Source organism: Duganella sp. Root1480D1 (assembly GCF_001427305.1).
Classification (GTDB): domain Bacteria; phylum Pseudomonadota; class Gammaproteobacteria; order Burkholderiales; family Burkholderiaceae_D; genus Rugamonas.
Map to the genome: position 1 here is coordinate 209142 of NZ_LMFZ01000047.1, position 17544 is coordinate 226685.

Annotated in this window: 16 protein-coding genes; 5 read left to right on the forward strand and 11 right to left on the reverse strand. The window is 63.3% G+C overall.

Features of this window, described 5'->3' with window-relative positions; all coding sequences use genetic code 11:
* Positions 1-12 precede the first annotated feature (12 nt).
* From ASD58_RS25620 to ASD58_RS25630, 3 genes are read left to right on the forward strand one after another with little or no spacing between them, the layout of a single operon-like run.
* Positions 13-348, forward strand: coding sequence for an energy transducer TonB (locus ASD58_RS25620; RefSeq protein WP_057264490.1), 336 nt, complete (start codon positions 13-15; stop codon positions 346-348).
* Entirely contained in the window at positions 345-1058 is a 714-nt protein-coding gene (locus ASD58_RS25625) for an SIMPL domain-containing protein (RefSeq protein ID WP_082565683.1), read from the forward strand. Before ASD58_RS25620 ends, ASD58_RS25625 begins: the two co-directional genes overlap by 4 nt.
* 10 nt (positions 1059-1068) lie before the next feature.
* Positions 1069-3162, forward strand: a complete 2094-nt coding sequence (locus ASD58_RS25630) for a TonB-dependent siderophore receptor (RefSeq protein ID WP_082565684.1) — start codon at positions 1069-1071, stop codon at positions 3160-3162.
* Here the strand turns inward: ASD58_RS25630 and pnuC are convergent.
* Together pnuC and ASD58_RS25640 are read right to left on the reverse strand one after the other, a co-directional pair.
* The gene (pnuC, locus tag ASD58_RS25635) at positions 3159-3725 is read right to left on the reverse strand and encodes a nicotinamide riboside transporter PnuC (RefSeq protein ID WP_057264496.1); all 567 of its coding nucleotides are present in this window, start codon (positions 3723-3725) and stop codon (positions 3159-3161) included. The genes ASD58_RS25630 and pnuC overlap by 4 nt on opposite strands.
* Positions 3715-5214 (reverse strand): tetratricopeptide repeat protein, encoded by a 1500-nt coding sequence (locus tag ASD58_RS25640; protein ID WP_057264498.1) that lies wholly within the window; start codon positions 5212-5214, stop codon positions 3715-3717. The genes pnuC and ASD58_RS25640 overlap by 11 nt, the downstream gene beginning before the upstream one ends.
* A gap of 204 nt (positions 5215-5418) precedes the next feature.
* On the opposite strand from ASD58_RS25640, the gene ASD58_RS25645 reads away from it, so the two are divergent.
* Positions 5419-6171 (forward strand): ABC transporter substrate-binding protein, encoded by a 753-nt coding sequence (locus ASD58_RS25645; RefSeq protein ID WP_057264815.1) that lies wholly within the window; start codon positions 5419-5421, stop codon positions 6169-6171.
* Here ASD58_RS25645 and ASD58_RS25650 read toward each other — a convergent pair.
* From ASD58_RS25650 to ASD58_RS25660, 4 genes are all read right to left on the reverse strand, one after another.
* Positions 6168-7067 (reverse strand): alpha/beta fold hydrolase, encoded by a 900-nt coding sequence (locus tag ASD58_RS25650; RefSeq protein WP_057264500.1) that lies wholly within the window; start codon positions 7065-7067, stop codon positions 6168-6170. The two genes, ASD58_RS25645 and ASD58_RS25650, sit on opposite strands and share 4 nt — an antisense overlap.
* 77 nt (positions 7068-7144) lie before the next feature.
* Complete coding sequence (locus ASD58_RS32585; protein WP_255357354.1) at positions 7145-7273, reverse strand: hypothetical protein; 129 nt, start codon at positions 7271-7273, stop codon at positions 7145-7147.
* Complete coding sequence (locus ASD58_RS25655) at positions 7270-7647, reverse strand: PH domain-containing protein (RefSeq protein ID WP_057264502.1); 378 nt, start codon at positions 7645-7647, stop codon at positions 7270-7272. The genes ASD58_RS32585 and ASD58_RS25655 overlap by 4 nt, the downstream gene beginning before the upstream one ends.
* Before the next feature lie 42 nt (positions 7648-7689).
* On the reverse strand, positions 7690-8670 hold the full coding sequence (locus tag ASD58_RS25660; protein WP_057264504.1) for a lipin/Ned1/Smp2 family protein: 981 nt from the start codon (positions 8668-8670) through the stop codon (positions 7690-7692).
* A 158-nt stretch (positions 8671-8828) separates the two neighbouring features.
* On the opposite strand from ASD58_RS25660, the gene ASD58_RS25665 reads away from it, so the two are divergent.
* Positions 8829-10958, forward strand: a complete 2130-nt coding sequence (locus ASD58_RS25665) for a ricin-type beta-trefoil lectin domain protein (protein ID WP_082565685.1) — start codon at positions 8829-8831, stop codon at positions 10956-10958.
* Here the strand turns inward: ASD58_RS25665 and ASD58_RS25670 are convergent, their stop codons facing one another.
* From ASD58_RS25670 to ASD58_RS25690, 5 genes are all read right to left on the reverse strand, one after another.
* Entirely contained in the window at positions 10959-11720 is a 762-nt protein-coding gene (locus tag ASD58_RS25670) for a hypothetical protein (protein ID WP_057264508.1), read from the reverse strand.
* The gene (locus tag ASD58_RS25675; protein ID WP_162253065.1) at positions 11717-13795 is read right to left on the reverse strand and encodes a bifunctional diguanylate cyclase/phosphodiesterase; all 2079 of its coding nucleotides are present in this window, start codon (positions 13793-13795) and stop codon (positions 11717-11719) included. The genes ASD58_RS25670 and ASD58_RS25675 overlap by 4 nt, the downstream gene beginning before the upstream one ends.
* A 278-nt stretch (positions 13796-14073) precedes the next feature.
* Positions 14074-16155: a bifunctional diguanylate cyclase/phosphodiesterase gene (locus ASD58_RS25680; protein WP_057264512.1), complete on the reverse strand. Its 2082-nt coding sequence runs from the start codon at positions 16153-16155 to the stop codon at positions 14074-14076.
* 9 nt (positions 16156-16164) lie between these two features.
* Positions 16165-17076, reverse strand: a complete 912-nt coding sequence (locus ASD58_RS25685) for a DUF2145 domain-containing protein (RefSeq protein ID WP_057264514.1) — start codon at positions 17074-17076, stop codon at positions 16165-16167.
* Positions 17043-17492 (reverse strand): hypothetical protein, encoded by a 450-nt coding sequence (locus tag ASD58_RS25690; RefSeq protein ID WP_057264516.1) that lies wholly within the window; start codon positions 17490-17492, stop codon positions 17043-17045. Before ASD58_RS25690 ends, ASD58_RS25685 begins: the two co-directional genes overlap by 34 nt.
* Positions 17493-17544: the final 52 nt, after the last annotated feature.

Here is a 17544-nt window from a genome sequence, read left to right on the forward strand (position 1 = left end):
GAGACAAGACAAATGAAGCAACTATGTACCGCCGCCGTGCTGGCAACGCTTACCGCTTGCGCCCACGCCGGCTCAAGCGAACCGGCACAACGCCCGGTTGTGGAATTCAGCTCGTGCGCCAAGCCGGCCTGGCCGCAGCAGGATTTGGCGGCCGGGCACACCGGCACCGTCACCCTCGCCTTCACGGTTGATGAACATGGCGCCGTCAAGGATTCGTCCATCGTCAAGTCATCCGGCCACCCTGCCCTGGATGAAGCGGCGCGCAGCGGCATCGCCAAGTGCCGCTTCAAGAACGGCCCAGGCGAGACGACCCTGCAATACGTCTGGATCCAGGAGCACGGCAAATGAGATTGGGCTCCACCATTGCAGCATTGGCGCTGTGGGCCGTATCTGCCGGCAGCTACGCGCAGGCATCCGGTGCCGCCCTGCCCTCGCACCCGTTCGTCAGCACCAGCGGCAAGGCGCAGCTGTGGATGCGCCCGGATATCGGCGAGGTCAAGTTCGAAGCCGGCGCCCAGGATGCCAGCTCGGAAGCGGCTGCCAGCCAGCTGCAGGATTTGAGCGCCAGCGTCATGCAGCTACTGGCCGAACACGGCGTGCAGGCGACCGACATCGAGTCCTACGAAGTAGAAAAGAAAACCGTCCAGGTCGGCGAAGGCGCACCGCCTGTGTATTCGATGGGCCGCCTGTTCCACGCTCGCGTGCGCGACCTGGCGCAATGGCCCGGCCTGGTTGAGATGCTGGTCGAGATGGCCCACATCACCGGCATCAGCTCCACCTTCGAGCGCATGGACGGCGACGATATCAACACCCAGCTGATGGCCGCAGCCGCCGATGACGCGCGCAACAAGGGCGCCTCCCTGGCCAAAGCCTTCGGCCGCAAGCTTGGCCCGGTGGTCGCCATCGCCCGCGGTCCTCTCGCCCAGGTCGGCGCGCCCTTCATGGAACTGCAAGCAGGCCACGAAACGCGCGGCACTGCACCGCAAACCGGCAAATACACCGTGCCCGATTCGATCGCCTATTCACAGACCGTGAACGCCATCTTCATCCTGAAGTAAAAGAAAATCCATGAAACTTCGATTGATCGCCTGCGCGGCGATGGTCTTCGCACGCGCCTACGCCCAGGAAACACCGTCGGTAGTCCAGGTAAAAGCCAGCGCCGACATGCAGCGGCGCGAGGATACCGCCGCCCGCATCATCATCAACCGCGAAGAAATCCTTCGTCACGGCGACCCGTCCGCGCTGGATGTGATGCGGCGCCTGCCCGGCATCACCGTGGCCGGCAATACACCGCGCATGCGCGGCCTGGGCGCCGGCTACACCCAACTGCTGGTCAATGGCGAACGCCCGGTACCCGGCTTTTCGCTGGACACGCTCGCGCCCGACATGATCGAGCGCATCGAAATCCTGCGCGCCAACACTGCGGAATTCAGCGCGCAAGCCATCGCCGGCAGCATCAACATCGTATTGCGCAAGGCGCCCGGCAAGCGCTCGCGCGAATGGAAGCTGGCGACGGGCGTGCCGCGCCATTTCGGCAGCGATCGCGCGGAGATTGCCTTGGCAGACAAAGGCGACGACTTGTCGTACACCGTGAATGCCAGCCTGCAGCACATCGCCAACGAACGGAGCGAAATCGGCAGCGTGCAGCACAGCGATGTGGACGGCAAGGTGGATGCGCTGCGCAACGACGATGGCAATTCGCTGGCGCGCGGCTACATCCTGAACCTCAACGTACGCCTGGCGTGGACACTGCAAGCCGGCGAAACGATCAGCTGGAATACCTTTGGCAGCGCCACCCTGTTCCGCTTTGACCGCGCCACCATGCAGCAGGTGGAGTTCGGCCCCGGTTACCCGTATGGACGTGAGGACATGCACCGCAGGGATCTCACCCACATCCTGCGCACCGAGCTGGCCTGGTCACGCAAACTGGAAAGCGGCGCGCGCCTCGATGCGTCCTTCAGTCTCAATGGCAACGACACCCGGCGCGACCGCCAATACAGCGCCGGCAGTCCGCAAGGCGCGGCACTGCTGGCGCGCAGTTACGAGACATCGCCCGACAGCAGCGGCGCCGCCACCACCGGAAAATACACCTGGCCTGGGGCAGGCAGCCACACCGTGAGCGCCGGCTGGGACATCAGCCAGAACACGCAGCGCGAACGCGAGGTCCAGCGCGACAGCCACCCCAGCGGCCCTGCACCAATCGACTTTGACCACCTTACCGACGCTCGGGTCCAGCGTGCGGCCCTGTACCTCCAAGACGAATGGGATCTCGGCAAAGGAATGTCGCTGTATGCCGGCGTGCGGCGCGAAAGCAGCAGTACGCGTTCATCAGGCAGCGACTTTGCCGCAGCCGAAACCCGCATGACGCAAACCAGCCCGACCGTGCAAGCGCTGTGGAAGCTGCCGGGCGAACCGCGCCGCCAGGCGCGCGCCGCCCTTAGCTCCAGCTACAAGGCGCCCGAGCTGCAGCAGCTTGCGCCGCGCCGCTTCCTCAGCCTGGTCAATACCGAAGTCGAACCTGACCGCGGCGGTAATCCTGGCTTGCGGCCCGAAACCGCGCGTGGCGCCGACCTGGCGTTTGAAACTTACGGCAAGGAGGGCGAGCTGCTCTCGCTGACGCTGGGCACGCGCCGCATCCGCGACGTCATCCTCAACGTGCTGCGCCTTGAAGATGGCCGCTGGGTGGAATCGCCGCGCAACGGCGGCCGCGCGCAGACGCACAGCCTTGAACTGGAATGGAAACAGCCGCTGGACGGCACGCCGTGGCGCTTGTCCCTCAACGCAGGCCGCCACTGGTCCGCAGTGGAGTCGATACCGGGTCCCGGCAACCGGCTGGCGCGCCAGCCCCGCTGGAACGCGACGGCCGGCGCCGAATACCGCAGCGGCGCCTGGGGCGGTGGCGCAACGCTGGCCGCTACCGGCGCCGGCTGGAGCCGGGTCACGGCATCGCAATCGGCATATGCCGGCGGCCAGCGCGAACTGAGCGCCTACCTCAGCTATCGTCCCGGGATCGGCGGCCTGCTGCGCATCAGCGCCTACAACCTGTTGAAACAGTGGACGCGCGCAGGTCGCGGCTACCGGGACGTGCATGGCAGCACAGCCAGCATGTCCCGCGAATACGACGCAGCCAGGATGTACATCGGCTACGAACGGCCCTTCTAAGCCCCAGCCGCGCGTTGGCGGCGCCAATGCCGCCACGCGACCAGGGCATTGATCCAGTAAGCCACGTACAGCGCAGCGGTCAGGTACAGGCCGCGGCTGGCGTACAGCGGCACCGAGACCGTATTCACCAGCAACCATACCGGCCAGTTCTCGATGCGGCGTCCCATCAACAGGATCTGCGCGATCACCGAAAACATCAGCACCGTCGAATCGACGAACGGCGCAAAGGCATCGGTGTAATGCTTCAGCACCAGCCCATAGGCTGCCGCCGCCGCCGCCCCTGCAACAGCCATTTTCACCAGCGTCGCGGGCCGCGTGGTGCGGATATGCAGCGCATGGCCATGGTCGCCGCGCAGCCACTGGCGCCAGCCGATGATGCAGGTGGCAATGAAGAACAACTGCAGCGCCACATCGGCATATAGCTGCGAGCCATGGAACAGCACCGAAAACAGCGTGCAGCCCACAATGCCGGTCCACCATGAGTGGATATTGTTGCGGCCCGCAAGAAGGATCGAAATGGCCATCACCGCATTGGCGGCGATTTCAAGGATGCTATTCTGCATGGGTTCCCAGTACGACCAGCAAGCCACGCATGTCTGCGCCGCTTTCCTGGCGCAGCGTGCTCGGCGTGATTTCATGGATGGCAAAGCCGTGGCTGCGCGCCAGTGCTTCGATGCCGCCGCGTGAGTGGGCATAACGGCCGGAGGAACGCAGCATGAAGTCTTCCGCGCCCGCGTGCTCTTCCACGGAGAAGGCGAAACGGCCGCCGCTGCGCAGCGCCAGCCGCGCCACGGAGAATACCGGTTTCAGGTCGCCCAGGTAGACGAACACGTCGGCCGCAGCGATGACGTCAACGCTGGCCGGGCGCACCCGCAAGTAGCCCACCATCTCGCCACAATACAAGCCGTCATACAGGCCCGTATCGCGCGCGCGGTCCAGCATGTGCGGCGACAGGTCGACGCCCTCCAGCAGGCAAGCCAGTGGCCGCAGCAGCGGGCCGCACAAGCCGGTGCCGCAACCGGCGTCCAGCACATCGAGCTCGCCCGGCGGAAGGTGGCGGCGCAAGGCCTCCACCAGCAGCGACGGAGTGCGGTAGCGCAGCACCTCCACCAGGTGGCGGTCGAAATTGCCGGCATACTGGTCGAACAGCGCCTTCACATACGCAGCCGGCGACGCTCCGGGCGCCTGTTCGGCGCCCATGATGGCCAGCATATAGCCGACGGTTTCAGCGTCGGCGCCAAAGGCGAGCGCAGCCTGGTAGGCTTCGACAGCCTGTTCGCGGCGGCCCATGGCGCGCAGGGTGTTGGCCACACCAAGCTGGGCGCGCGCGTAGCGCGGGCGCACGGCCAGCGCATCCTGGAAGCTCGACAGCGCTTCCTCATGATCCTGGGCGCGCAGCAGCAAGGCGCCGCGCGAGCACCATGCTTCAGCATACTCCGGCTGGATGTGCAGTGCGCGTTCGAAGCCTTCCAGCGCGTCGGCCGGCTTGCCCAATGCCAGCAGCGAAACGGCGGCGCCATGCAAGGCTTCCGGATAGTCATGCCGCGCCCTCAGCGCCGCGCCGAAACCGTCCAGGGCCGCTTCGTGGCGCGCCAGCGTTTGCAGCGCCAGCGCACGGTTGCACAAGGCATCGGCGTATGCCGGCGACAGCCGCAGCGCCGCATCGTAGCTTTCCAGGGCGCGATCGAGATGCCCCAGGTGGCGCAAGGCATTGCCGCGGTTGCTCAGGGCGATGGCGTAATCCGGCTGCAGGGCCAGCGCGCGTTCGAAGCTAGCCAGCGCCTCGTCGTAGCGGCCGAGATCCTGCAGCGCTACGCCGCGGTTGCAGTGGGCGATGGCGCGGCGGCTGTCGATGGCCAGCGCGCCATCGATCAAGTCCAGTGCACGTTGGGGCTCGCCCTGCTGGCGCGCCAGGGCGCCGCTCAAATGCAGCGCATCGAAATTCAGCGGCTGGGCACGCAGCACCTCATCGTAGATGGCTTGCGCGCGACCCAGTTCGCCTTTCTGGTGCAGGGCAACGGCTTGTTGCAGGAGGGCATGTAATTCTTTCATGGGGCGTATTACACCAAGCCGTAACACGGACGTCAAACGGCCGTCATATTCGGCCAGCAAAATGCATGCACCTGGCGCTGCGGCGCCACTACCGGGGCCGGCGGTCGGGAAATATACCGGCACCACAGGTACCAGCTTTTCTCTTTACAGCGACGCTGCCATCTGAAACACTGTCCTCGTGGATACTTTCGGATGCATTCGGCCATGAGGCTGTTGCTCGCAGCACTGCTGATACAACTTGCCAGCCCTGCCGGAGCCTGTACCCTGCGCATGGCACCGGAAGAATGGCCGCCCTACTTTTATCACAATGACAAGGAAGTTCTGGGCGGCGTCGATTTCGAATTGCTGCAGGCCATACTCAAGCACGCGGGCTGCGCCCTGCAACTGGAAAAAGAAATGCCGCCGGCACGGCGCAATGTGCTGTTTCAGCAGGGCAAATTGGACCTGCTGATGGCCGCTTCCGCCACCGAGGAGCGGCGTGGCTATGCCCGTTTCAGCCTGCCCTACCGGCAGGAGACGGTTGGGCTGTTCACCGTGCCCGAAAAACTGGATAAATTCCGCCGCATCGACAGCTTCCAGGACATCGTCAAGCAGCACGCCAGCCTGCTGGCGCCGCGCCTTGGTTATTACGGTGACGACTATGAACGCGCCCTGCCGCTGCTGAATGCGGAAGGACGGCGCAGCGTTTTCGGCACCTTCGAGCAGGGCGTCAAGATGCTGGAAGCCGGGCGCGGCGACCTGATCATGGGCGATGCCAATGCACTGCGCCACATCGCACGGCAGCAGAACGTCAAGATCGCACAGTTGTCCTACCTGCCCTACCGCGCACCGGTGCATTTGATGCTGAACGCCGCCAGCACCACGCAAGCGGAACTCGCACGCATCAACCAGGCGATCACCCAGCTGGAGCAGAACGGCACGCTGGCTGCTATCAGGGCTCGCTACGGCGTCAATTAATCGAGAAATTCGCGTACCGCTGCATAGAGCTGCAAACGGGCAGCTTCCAGGTGCATCACGTGGGTGCCGCGCGGGATGGTTGCATAGCGCGCATCTTTGATCGCGGCCAGCAGCGCGCGGTAGTCGGCATCGCTGGGCCATGCGTCCCATTCGCCGCGTACCAGCAGCACCGGCATGTCCAGCCGTGCAGGATCGTAATAGCTGCGGCCCTGCTGCAAGTCCGCCAGGTCGGCACTGGGGCCGGACGGGAATCGTACCGGTCCTTCGCTGCGCGCGTCCGACGCCAGCCATTGTGCACCCCAGCGGGTGAAAATATCGGCGTGCAGCAGCGGCGCTTCCTGCGGCGGGCGCAGGCTGTCCATGGCGGCAATGCGCTGGGCGGGCGTCAGTTCTTCATAAGCACCGGCGGGTGCTGCCAGCGCATCAGCCGGCGCACGGGCCGGGCGCGGAGTGACCGCCGCAAACAACACCAGTTTTGCTATCCTGGCCGCGTGATCCTGGGCGTAGCGTGCAGTCACCGAACCGCCCCAGGAGTGCCCGACCAGCAGCACTTGCCGCTTGCCCGTCCTGCGCAGGATTGCGTCGACTGCGCTGCCCACGTCCTGCGCCACCTCGCGTGCACGGCCGGGCGGCGACGGTGCATCGGCGGCATAGCGGTCCGACAGGCCGTAACCCGGAAAATCGAGCGCATACACGTCATAACCGCGCGCCGCCATCCAGTCCATCCACGACTGGCCATCCATGCGGAAATCGAAGGACAATCCCGAGGGGAATGAAGATCCATGCACGAACAGCACGGGCAGCGCGCCATTGGCACGGTCTGGTGCGGTATGGCGCACGCGCGCCACCAGGGCGGGCTGGTGGCTGGGGATGTCGATGACTTCGTAGGCTGGCATGGCTGGCTCCCGTAAAAGCCATCATGCTAGCGGCCTCGCCTTCGCAACAATTCGCCCGCCGACGAAGGATGGATGCGTCAGCAAACCTTGAAGACGCGCAGCCATTCGCAAGTCCACATGCTGACGCGGTGCAGCAGCCCGGCAGGATCGCCCCAGATAAAGAAGGCGGCTGCAGCCAACACCAGCACGAAGACAAATCGCTTCATTTCAGCACATAACTCGCCAGGACAGCCTGCACCTCATAGATGCTCAGGCGCTTGTTGAATTTTTGCGTGAACGGTTCCGCGGTGCTGGAGATCCAGATCTTCAGCTCCGCGTCGAGGTCCAGCGTGCCGCCGGTCTCGATGCTGAAATGCGTCACGCTCTTGTAAGGGATCGAGTGATACTCCTTCTTGCTGCCCGTGACACCCTGGATATTCACCACCACCAGGCGCTTGTCGGTGAACACGAAATAGTCGCGTATCAATTGGTAAGCATGCTCCACTCGCTCATTGGGCGCAAGGACTTTCGCAAAGTCTTCCCGCAAGTCCGCGATGTCGATCTTGGACGCGTTGCCCAGCATGCCGTCAAGGATTCCCACTTCAAACCTCCTTCTCAATGTTCAAAGTGGGAATCTACCACGTTACAGGCGGCAGCTAGCCACCGGAGTGGGTTCCACCACAAAGCTGTAATGGGCGGTGTAGTCACCCTGGATTGGCTGTGTGCCGGAGGCGCCGGCGTTGGGCCCGATGATGTAGGTTTGCGCCTTGGGTATGCCGCCATCGGCATAGGCCGCAATATCGGTCGTGGCATTGCCGTAGGCGCGCACGATGTTCAGGCCGACCGTATTGCGCAGGTAGCGCACATAGTCGGTCTTGAACTGTTGCGTATTTGGCGGGATCGGTCCGTCGCCGTAGGGGTTGGAGTGGTAATGCCATTGGCCCATGTTCTGGATTTTCAACCATTCCAGGCCATCCTTGGTGACCCAGTACGGCCGGCCGGTGAGGAAGATGACCTGGTAGCCTTTCTGGCGGTAGGCGTTGACGACTTGCGTCGCATAGGAATACGCGGTTGCGGTCTTGACGCCGACATAGTCGGCATAGGCCTCGAAATCGTTGATGGTCAGGGTCCCGTCAATATCGAACAGCACCGCATCGCGGTTCGGATCGACCACGCTCAGGTAGCCGTTGGTGCTGCTCAGGTCCCCCTCCACCACGAAGCGCACCACGTAGTCGCCGACCGCACGCACACCCAGCGGCACATTGACCTTGCCGTCGCTATCGGTGATGAAGCTGCCGAGATACTGCCATTGCTGCATGCCGGTGCCGTATAGATAGGCGTGTACCCGTTCGCCTTCCAGGTCCTTGTGCAGGACCGCGTCGTAATCGAACTTGCCGGTGATCGTTGCGGATTGGCCCGCCTTGACGATGACGTCATGCGCCATATGCCAGGGCTGGTACAAGCCGGCCAGGATGGTGTTGCCGAAATGGGAAAACGCCTTGCGCGCGGGGCCGGACAGTGTGGGCGGGTTGGCCGCCGTCGAGTAGTCCGGGCAGGCTGCCACGGCAGGCAAGGCGGAAATGGCGCACGCGATCACGACCGCACAGCGAACGATTTTCAACATTGGTTCCTCCTTTAAGTGGTTGGTGCCGGCAAAACTAGCAGGACTCTGCTACAAGTAAATGACCGCACGAGCCAAAATCTTAGAGGTTCACCTCCATCGTGCGCATGGCTTTCCTGGGTTAAGTTTGCCGGTTCACGGCTCTTACTTTCGGAGGCAGAATGAAACTGGCAGGCGTCATCGTTTCTCTCCTGTTCGGGATGCAGGCATTGCACGCTGCGGACCTGGGCCTGGGCATCCGCACGCAGTACGACGTGGCGATGGACACGCCGCTGAACCGCGTCCAGGTACTGGGCGCCCATAACGCCTGGAACGACAGCAGCGCCACCTGGGCCAACCAGCGCTGGCCGATGAACCAGCTGCTCAATTCGGGCATCCGCAACGTCGACCTCGACCTCCATATGAACAACGGTGAGGTGCAGCTATGCCACCAGGATTGTTCGGCGATTTACGGCGCAGCCGACAACTACCCCAATGAACTGTGGAAGATCCGCAACTGGCTTGATGCCAATCCGAAGGCGATCGTCTTCATCGACCTGGAAGACCGTGCCAACGACCAGGCCGGCGTGGTGGGGCCATTGGCCACGGTCTTCGGCGCGCTGCTGTACAAGCCCTCCGACAAGCCAGCCAACCGCTGGGAATCGCCGCGCGAGATGATCGCCCGCGGCAAGCACGTGATCGTCAAGTCTGCCAACAATACCTACGACGGCGCGGTGATCTGGCACGGCCCCCTGTTCGCGACCGGCGCCGCCAGTGGCTGGAACAGCCGGCAGGTCAAATACGTCAACACCGCCAACTGCACGGTGGACGGCGCGCCAATCGACCAGGAGAAAATCTACGCGGTCTCCGATTCCAAACTGGGCAAGGACGTGCTGCCCGATTCCTGGGTCGACGAAACCGGCACCATCGACGCTTCCAATATCCCTGCCCTGCTGCGCTGCGGCGTGGACAACGTCGACGCCGACCGCTGGGATGACGGCATGATTGCCTCCGCCATCTGGTCCTGGGCTGACGGCGAGCCAAACGACTACAACAACGAAGACTGCGCCCAAATGCGCGGCGACGGGCGCTGGAACGATGCTGCGTGCACGGCTGCACTGCGCTTTGCCTGCCAGAACAAGGCCCAGCCCGACGACTGGCGCGTTACGGCGGCTGCCGGCGCCTGGCAAAGCGGCAGGCAGGCCTGCAGCGCGGCCTTCGGCAGCGGCTTTGCGTTTTCCGTTCCGGCCAACGCCTACATGAACGAGCGCCTGCGCCTGGCGGCCGGCGCCAATCCGGTCTGGCTCAATTATTCGGACCAGGCGGAAGAAGGCAAATGGGAAAAGTATGACGATGCGCCAACGCGCTGGGATACCGGCGCCTATGGCAACAACGAAGACCGCGCGCAGACCTTGCGACTGCCCGGCACCGCTGCGGTGCGCGCCAGCATCAGCGGCGCGCTCGGCGCCGGCGACGTGCTGCGCATTTACGACAGCAACCGCCGCTTGCTGCAAACTTACAGCGGCGCACTGGCCCATTCCCTGGTGGTGGCCGACAATGCCATCATTGCGCAACTGGTGTCCGACGGCGCCGGCACTTCCAGCGGCGCCAGCGTCGGCATCGAAGCGCTTGCCACCGCCTGGACCAGCGGCGCATACGGCAATAATGAGGACCGTTCGCAGTGGCTGGCCATTCCGGGCGCGGCTTCGCTGAAGGTCTATCTCAACGGCAGCACCGATGCCAATCGCGATTTCATCCACGTCTATGACCGCCATGGCACGCTGGTCAAATCGCTGTCCGGTGCCATCGCCACCAGTTTCATGGTCAGCGGCGACAGCGCGCGCATCCGGCTGGTGTCTGACGGTTCAATCGATGGCGCCGGCGTGACTGCCAGCGTCAAGCCCGGCGGCGCCTACGTGTTCCGCAAGCTGGTCGACGGCCGCGGCAAGTGCATGGATATCGAAGGCAATAACATGGCCAACGGCACACCGGTTCACCACTGGAGCTGCCAGGGCCAGGTTACGCAACTGTGGTACCAGGACCCGGACGGCCTGCTGCGCAACAAGAACAATCCGGACAAATGCGTCGACGCCTACGCCTTCGGTAGCGGCAACGGCGCCAAGCTGGTGGTGTGGGACTGCAACGACAAGGCCAACCAGCGTTTTTCGTGGTCCGGCCAGACCCTGCGTCCGGCCCACGCTCCCGGCAAGGCGGTCGACGTCAAGGACGCCTGGTGGGGCGCATTCGACGGCCAGGACCTGCACCTGTGGGATTACCAGGAAAGCTGGGGCCAGACCTGGCACTGGGAGTGATCAGAAGCTGAACCAGGCTGGTTGCAGGCCCTCCGCTGCCATTCGCTCTGGATCGGCGATTGGCGCAAAGCACTGCAGCCGCCCTTGCGCCTCCGATGCATAGCGATGCGCGAAGTCTTCACGCGCCGCCAGCGTCCGCAGATAGTAGTTCTCGTCGCCCCGCACCTTGTAATCGACATGGTGGCCCAGCTCGTGCAGCAAGGTGCGAAACAGGACAGTATTGCGCAGGCTGGCCGGCGTCGGGCGGAATTCGAACCCGCGCCGCGTGCCGACAATCTCGTGGCCATCGTCGCGCAGGCGCTCCAGTTCGCGCGCACTCTCCGGACCGATGTGTTTTCCCCAGCGATATGGCAGCAGCGTACATGCCTCCAGGATGATTGCGGGACCGTTCAGCCCCAGGCCTTCGAAGCTCCAGATGGCGCGGCCCCAGACCGGCGAATGCACTTCCTGTTTGCGCGTCCGCTGGCGCAGTACGATGTAGTCCACCAGCTCCAGGTGCGCCGCAGGTTGCTGCGCCAGGACAGCCACGATATCGTCGACTGTGCAGGGATAGGCAAATCCCGGCCGCGCCGGCTCGATGATGAAGACCAGCTCCCGCGCGCCAGCCTGCCGCCGCACCACTACCGGGTTGGCCAGTTGTTCGAAAAAGGCGGTGCTGCGGTTATGGTGGAACGGAATGTCGAAGTCGTTATCGCGTCCAAGGCCATTCGCCCTGGTGCCTGCATTGCGGTTGCGCCGCGTTGGATTCCAGCCAGGTCTCATGCCACTTTCCTTTTGTTTGCCAGGAAGTCCGTCGCGGCGTAAGCGGCCAGTGGGCGGGCGAAATAATAGCCTTGCAGCAGATGGCATCCCAGCTTGCGCAACTGCGCGGCCTGCATCGCATCTTCCACCCCTTCCGCCACAAGTTCAAGTCCCAGGTTGCGCGCCAGGCCAACCGCAGTGGCACAGATTTCCAGGTCTTTGGGCGACCTGCCGATGTCGCGCACAAAGCTGCGATCGAGCTTGAAAGCATGCACCGGCAGCAGCTTCAGGTAGCCGAGCGAGGAATAACCGGTGCCGAAATCGTCAATCGACAACCGCACGCCAAGGCTGCGCAAAACCTCCAGCCTTTCGATGGAACGCTGCGGGTCCTGCATCAGCACCGACTCCGTGATTTCGAGTTCCAGGTCGGCGTCCCGCAGCGCGGCACGCTGCAAGGCCAACTGCACTGTATCGCCAAGGTCCGACAGGAGCAACTGCTGCGCCGACAGGTTGACCGCCACGCGAACATCGGTGAAACCGTTTTCACGCCAGCTTGCCAATTGCTGGCAGGCGGCATCGATCACCCACGAGCCGATGGCGGCGATAGCGCCAGTCGCTTCTGCCAGCGGAATGAACTTGTCCGGCATCACCAGGCCCAGCGTCGGATGATGCCAGCGGATCAGCGCTTCCATGCACACCACGCGATCAGAGACCGCACACACCTGCGGCTGGTAATGCAGGATGAACTGTCCTTTGTCGAGCGCATCCTTCAACTCGTTTTCCAGGCCGATGCGTTCACTCAGCGACTGCTGCAACGAAGGATGGAACACGCGCAGGTTGCCCGGTCCGGCATCGCGCGCCTGATGCAGGGCCAGGCCTGCCGAGGCCAGCAAGTCTTCTGCCGACGAAGCGTGGTCAGGATAGACCGCAACGCCGGCGCTGAATGTCATGTTCAGCACCGTTCCCGGAATGCTGAACGGCGCCTTGACCGCTGCCAGGATTCCTTCCACTTCGCTTTCAATCCCGGCCCAGGTCTTGTGGCCGGCAATGCCGACCACAAAACGCGCACTGCCAAGGCGCGCCACCAGCATGCGATTGCCGCAGTGATTGCGCAGGCGCTGCGCCACCTCCACCAGCAACTGGTTGCCGGCCTCGTAGCCGCGCGTGCCATTGATGATCGCCAGGCGGTCCAGGTCAAGCAGCAGCACGCCCATCCTGGTCAGGTTCGACTCGCTCGTGACGAACATCTTATGCAGCATGTCCAGCGCGCCGACGCGATTTGGCAAGCGTGTCAGCGCATCGTTGCTCAACGCATGTTCGAAGCGCAGGCTGGCGCGTTTGTGGCTCTCGACTTCGCGTTCCAGCGCAGCGCTGATGCGGATCTTCTCTGTCATGCGCTGGGTCGCTTCACGCCGCACCAGTAGCAGGTAGGAAGCAGCCAGGAACAGGAAACCGAAGCCGCTCAGGTAAGGCAATTCCAGCTTGCCTGCATCGCTGGCGCCGCCGAGCGCAGTCGTGACAATAATCAGCGCCACCGATATCCATACCAGGCGGTTGGAAAAGCGCACACGCTGGCTGCGGGCGCGAATGCAGAAGATGGCGGCATACACCGCCGCTCCCAGCGACAGCAGGCGGTTGACTGTGTAGGCCGGCGTCGTCTCCCCGGCCAGCAGGAAGGCATGCTCGCCCCACCACAATTCGCCGGGAACATCGATTGTCAGCGCGGAAAAGCGATAGCCGTAAGGAGCGGCAAAGTTCTCAGCCACCAGCCAGGCAGTCACGCAGCCCACCGCGTAAGCCAGGCGGAACGACCCCGTGCGCGCATCCAGCGAGGCAAGCAGGTACCAGATCTGCGGCACCAGCAGCAGCGAAAAAAAGTTCACCCATTTGTGTGCCGCAATGGCAGCCGCCAGGTTGGGAGCATGCTGCTGCTGGACGTTGGAAAATTGGAACAACGCGAACGTCAGGCAGATCACGGCGAAGGTCCAGCAAGCCCGCACATAGGAGCTGCTGCGTGCCAGCAAAGCCGCCTGGAATGCACACATTGCTAGCGCTCCCACGGAGACCAGGTAGAGCGAAGCAATGGGAGTATCCATACAGTCCTCGGTTTTCTTTTTGGCAATTCGCGTTATTTTATTACAAACATGAGCCCGGGCCATTGTTCTTTGAAAGGAACGCAGCCGGCAGCATTTGCGCCCATCGCCACCAGACGCATTCGCACATACTGACTTGGTAGTTATACCAAGACCAGCTGCGGAGTTCTTCATGAAAAGTGTCATTGCTGTCTATAGCGCCCGCGCCAGCAATGGGTCGGCGAACGAAGACTGCTGCAGCGCGGCTGGCTGCGAATAGCGAGGGCAAGGCAGGCTGGCAATTACGCGACAGCTTCCCTTTGCTCCATCAGGAAATTGGTGGCGGCATGCGCCGCAAGCGGGCGCGCAAAGTAATAGCCCTGCAGCAGGTTGCAGCCCAAATGACGCAATTGCGCCGCCTGCACCGTGTCTTCCACGCCTTCAGCAACTATCTCAAGGCCAAGCTTGCGCGCCAGGCCGACTGCGGTAGCGCAGATTTCGAGATCCTTCTCGCTGGTGCCGATATCGCGCACGAAACTGCGATCGAGCTTGAACGAATGCACCGGCAGCATTTTCAGGTAGCCGAGCGAGGAATAGCCGGTGCCGAAGTCGTCGATAGACAACCGCACGCCCAGGCCGCGCAAGGCCTCCAGCCTTTCAATCGAACGCTGCGGATCCTGCATCAGCACCGACTCGGTGATTTCGAGTTCAAGGTCGGCGCCCATCAGGCCAGCGCGCCGCAAGGCCGATTGCACATTATCGTCCAGGTCGTCCAGCAGAAGCTGCTGCGCCGACAGGTTGACCGCCATGCGTACCTCGCTGAAGCCCAGGGCACGCCAATCCTGCAATTGGCGGCAAGCGCTTTCGATCACCCACCTGCCGATTGCCGCAATCGTGCCGGTCGATTCTGCCAGCGGAATGAATTTGTCCGGCATCACCAGGCCCAGCTCCGGATGCTGCCAACGAATCAGGGCTTCCATGCCCAGCACGCGTTCCGTGACGGCGCAGACTTGCGGCTGGTAGTGCAGGAACAGCTCCCCGTTCTCAAGCGCTTCCTTCAGCTCATTTTCCAGGCCGATGCGCTCGCTCAGCGATCGCTGCAGCGACGGATGGAAGGTGCGCATGCTGCCCGGGCCCGCATCGCGTGCCTCGTGCAGGGCCAGGCCCGCCGATGCCAGCAAGTCTTCCGCCGATTCGGCGTGGTCCGGATAGATCGCCACACCGGCACTAAATGTCATGTTCAGGATGCTGCCCGCCACCGCAAAGGGCGGCTTGATCGCGGCCAGGACGCCTTCCACTTCGCGCTCAATTCCTCCCAGGGTCTTATGGCCGGCAATGCCGACGACAAAACGCGCGCTGCCAAGCCGCGCCACCAGGCGGCGCTTGCCGCAGTGCTCGCGAAGGCGCTGCGCCACTTCGATCAGCACCTGGTTGCCAGCTTCATAGCCGCGCGTGCCGTTGATGATTGCCAGGCGGTCCAGGTCGAGCAGCAGCACCGCCATCCGGGTCATGTTCGACTCGCTCCAGGTAGCCATGGACTGCAGTTTCTCCATCGCCCCCTCGCGGTTGGGCAGCCGGGTCAGCGCGTCGTTGGTCAGGGCGCGCTCGATGCGCCTGCTGGATAGCTTGTGGTTCTCCAGTTCACGCTCCAGCGCGGCGCTGATACGGATCTTCTCGGTCAGGCGCTGGGTCGCTTCGCGCTTGACCAGCAACAAGTAGGACGCAGCCAGGAACAGGAAACCGAAACCACTCAGGTAAGGCAGCCGCAGCATGCCGGTATCGGTTGCGCCGCCCAGCGCCGTGGTCGCCACCACCAGTGCCGCCGAACTCCACACCAGGCGGTTCGAAAAGCGCGCCTTCTGGCGCTGCACACGGACGCAGTAAATGGCCGCAAAAATCGCTGCGCCCAGCGATAGCAGGCGGCTGACCGAATAGGCGGCCGTCGTTTCACCGTAAAGCAGGAAGGCGTTGCCGCCCCACAGCAGCTCTATCGGCGCATCCGTCTGCAATGTGGAAAAGCGGTAGCCATAAGGCACCATGAAATTGTCCACCGCCAGCACGGCCGAAATGAAGGCGATGCCGTAGGTAAGGCGGAACGCGCTCGGGCTCGGATCCAGCGAGGCGACCAGGTAGCAGAACTGCGGCGCCAGCAGGAGCGAGAAGAAATTGACCCATTTGTGCGCCGTGATCGCCTCTGCCAGCCCCGGGGCCAGTTGCTGCTGTACGTTCGTGTACTGGAAGCAGGCAAATGTCAGGCAGATCACCGCAAACGCCCAACACGCCCGCACATAGGAGCTGTTGCGTGCCACCAGCGCCGACTGGAACGCAGACATTGCCAGCGCACCCGCGGAGATCAGGTAAAGCGAAGCAATGGGAGTATCCATATGACCTTGTCAGTGATTGTTTTCAAAGGCGATAACCTCGTCGCCAGCCTGCGCTTCGCAACCCGCACCCATCGCATCCCAGCCACGCCGGATCACGATTTGGTTCGCGTTGTAGCAAAGCTCAATGCGTCGCGCTTGTGGCGCTTCGCGGCGAACAAAATGCTCAATCGATGAAGGCATGCTGACGCGCATTGTTTGCGCACGCAGGTCTTCATCAGGATGGTCGATCACATGTACCAGCGGCACAAAATGCGCCGCAATTACCAGCGTGCGGCCAACGTTGACCGGCTCCGCTTGGTAGCCGCGTTCACGCAGCCAGCGCTGCGCTTCTTCGCGTTGCGGCGCAGCCGCACCCCAGGCGCTGGCGATCAGCTCCACCAGCCACTGGTTGCAGTTCTGGTAGCGCGTGCTGTAGGCGTAGGCGTTGGCGCTGTATTCGCCCGCCAGCAGCGACAGCGGAATTTGTGCGTCAAGTGCCGCCGCTTGCAGCTTTCCCGCTTCCCCCTCCGGTAATAGCACCAGCGACAGGTGGCCTTGCGAAGGTTCTTCCGCGCCGAGCACGAAACCGGCCATGCCCTGGTCGAAGATGCGCGGGCGCTTCTCGTCGCAAGCGTAGTAGAGCTGGCGCACCGACCACGGGCTGTTTGGACTCGATTTCAGCGCCAGGCCGGCATGCGAATAGCGCAGGCCGACACGTGCCAGGTCAAGGCCGGCACGCGACACCACGGCGGCCGTGGCGCCCGAGCTATTCAATTCATCCTTCACCACGGCTGCAAAACGCAGCACGTGGTCCTGCGCCGCCGCCGTAACTTTCGCCGGACGGTCGCAGAACATCATTCCACCAGCCTGCGCTGCGGTATTCCAGCCCAGCGCGAGGCAGGCGGAGATCAGATTGCGTGCGAGCGCAGTTCGCGTTGCCATGCGTCGTCGAGGGCCAGGAAGAAGGCCTGACGGGTGTCGGCGTAAGCGAATTCATAGCCGTATGGGCGCTCGCTCACCTGCACCAGCGAACCGGTGGGCAGCGCGCGGTCGGCCAAGGCGGCTTTCGGCACGGTGAGGAAGAATTCATTACCCTGGCCTTGCAGCTTCAGGCGGGTGGCGCCTGGCTTGCCTGGGGCTTCCGCTACGTCGATCACGCGATACTGGCCTGCGGCCACTTTCTTGTCGTCGCCACTGGAGCTCTTGCTGGAGCCGCCGATGGAGTCGGACACACTACCCGAGGACTCGGAACCGGCGCTCGAGGCGGAAGAAGCGGAACTCCCGGCCTGGGCAGGGATGGCGATCGCTGCGGCCAGTACGGAAAGTGCGGCGGCGCGGCGCAGGAATTGCATGGACATTGCTGGATTCTCCGGTTGAAAAACGTCGCGTGGATTATACGCGCACTCTTGT